The following is a 2,368-nucleotide window of genomic DNA, read 5'->3' as shown; positions in this document are numbered from 1 at the left end:
GTGGTGGCCCTGGCCGTGCGAGACGCCCAGCTCGCGCAGGCACGCCAGCTCCTCGGCGGTCTCGACGCCCTCGGCGACCACGTGCGCGCCGATCTGCCGGGCGAACGCGGTCAGCGCCGCGGCCAGGGCGCGGCGGGCGGGGTCGCGGTGCACGTCGCGGATCAGGCTCATGTCCAGCTTGACCAGCTCCGGCTGCAGCGCCAGCACGTGGCGCATGCTGGCGAACCCGGCGCCGACGTCGTCGACGGCCAGGCGCAGCCCCGCCGCGCGCAGCGGCGCCAGGTGGCGCAGCAGGGCGGCGTAGTCCGCCACCTGCTCGTGCTCGGTGATCTCCAGCACCAGCCCGTCGAGGGCGTGGCCCTCCAGCGCCCGCGCCAGGGCCGGTCCGGCGGCCACGGCGGGGCTGACGTTCAGCGACAGGAAGCCCCGACCGGGCGGGCGCCGGCGCAGCGCGGCGCGCACGGCGGCCAGCTCCAGCTCCTCGCCGGCGCCGGTGCGCGCGGCGTCGGCGAACCAGGCGTCGGGGGTGCCGGTGGGGAAGCGGCTGAGGGCCTCGTCGCCGACGACCTCGAGCGTGTCCAGGCGCAGGACCGGCTGGTACACCGGCTGCGGGCCGCCGGCGCGGTGCAGCGCGTCCAGGCGGGCCAGCACCTCGTGGCGCTCGCGCGCCTGCTGCTCCTCGCGGGTGACCAGCTCGCCGAGGACCTCGGCGAGCACGGCCAGCACGGCCGCGTCGCGCGGGCCCGCGTGCGGGCGGGCGGTGCGCGAGAGGGCGCACAGGGTGCCGTAGACGCTGCCGTCGGGACGGTGCACGGGCACGCCGGCGTAGGCGCCGATGCCGACGGCGGCGGTGACGGGCAGGTGCGCGGTCAGCGGGTGCGCGCCGGCGTCGGGGACCACCGGCTCCAGGCGCCCGTCGAGCACGCGCTGGCAGTAGGTGCCCGCGCGCTGCCAGCGGAAGCCGTGCAGGTCCGGCACGCCGGGGGCGGCCGCGACGTGCCGCACGGCCCAGGTGCCGCCCTCGAAGCGGCCGACGGCGGCGGCCTCCATGCCCAGCTGGCGGCGGGCCACGTCCAGCAGGCGGGTGATCTGCCCGGCGGCGCGGTCCGCGCCGGGGCCGGGCGGGGTGCCCGCGGGCCCGTCGAACGCGGCGGGCCCGTCGAACGCGGCGGGCTCGTCGAACAGCGCCGCGGCGCCGTCGTGCGCGGCGGGAGCGGGCCGACCGTCCTGAGCGGGCCGACCGGCGTGGGCGTCGGGCCCGGGGTGGCCGGCGCCGCCGTCGCGGGCCGCGGCCGCGCGCCGGGCGGCGCGGGCGGTCTTGTCGGCGTACATGGCCGCGTCCGCCTGGCCCCAGGCGGCGTCCAGGCCCGTGGCGGCGCGGCGGGTGGCCGCGCCCACGGAGGCGTCCACGCCCGCCTCGGCCAGGGCGAGGCGCAGGCGCTGCACGACCGTGGCCGCGCCGGCGGTGCCGGCGCCGGGCAGCAGCACGGCGAACTCGTCCCCGCCCAGGCGGGCGGCGAAGTCGTGCGGGCGCAGCTGGCGGCGCAGCACGTCGGCCACCCGCACCAGCAGCGCGTCGCCGGCGGCGTGCCCGGTGGAGTCGTTGAGCTCCTTCAGCCCGTCCAGGTCCAGCACGAGCACGGAGGCGGTCGAGCCCAGGCGCTGGGCGCGGGACTCCTCGGCGGCCAGCTCGCGGTCCCAGGCGCGGCGGTTGCCCAGCCGGGTCAGGGCGTCGCTGCCGGCGGCGGCCTCGGCGTGCTCGGCGCGGCGGGCCTCCTGCTCCAGGCGCAGCTCGTAGCGCAGCAGCGTGCCCAGCACGCCCGCGGCCAGCTCCACCTCCGTCAGGTGCTCGCGCACCCGGCGGGCGGCGGGGGCGCGCGAACCGGCGCACAGCGTGCCCAGCACCTCGCCGTCCGGCGCGGTCAGCGGGACCGTGACGTAGGAGCGGAACGGCAGCCCGGTGGCCGCCTTGGCGTGCGCCCAGCCGGGCACGTCGTCGACCTCGTCGGCGTAGCGCGGGGCGCGCCCGGCCACCGTCGCGGCGCAGAAGGTGTCCTCCCAGGGCAGCACGTCCCCGGCGCTGACGCCCACCCCGCCGGCGTCCAGGGCGGCCAGGACCACGTAGTCGTCGCCGTCGCGGCGCGACAGGGCCCACATGTCCATCCCCGTGCGCGCGTGCAGCTGCGCCAGCACCGCGCGCACCGCCGAGGCGAAGTCGGCGACGGGGGCCGGGGCACCGGGCTGCTCGGGGGTCACCCCGGGGGCATCGGCAGGTGGGCGCCCGGCCTGGAGGGCCCCTCACCCGGGCCACGCGCGGGTCGGGCGCGCGTCAGGCGCAGATGTCGTCGGTGGCGACGCGGGCGGTGAG

The 2,368-nt window shown here is 80.1% G+C and carries 1 protein-coding gene; it reads right to left on the bottom strand.

Annotation, left to right across the window (positions count from 1 at the left end):
* Positions 1–2,256, bottom strand: a 2,256-nt coding sequence (locus GTR00_RS26050; protein WP_166613136.1) for an EAL domain-containing protein, incomplete at its 3' end; no start/stop codon positions are given.
* Between the last annotated feature and the right edge of the window lie 112 nt (positions 2,257–2,368).

The sequence above is a fragment of the Kineococcus indalonis genome, assembly GCF_009906395.1.
Classification (GTDB): domain Bacteria; phylum Actinomycetota; class Actinomycetes; order Actinomycetales; family Kineococcaceae; genus Kineococcus; species Kineococcus indalonis.
Note: the sequence above shows the minus strand (reverse complement) of the source record. Positions and strands in the feature narration are given on the sequence as shown.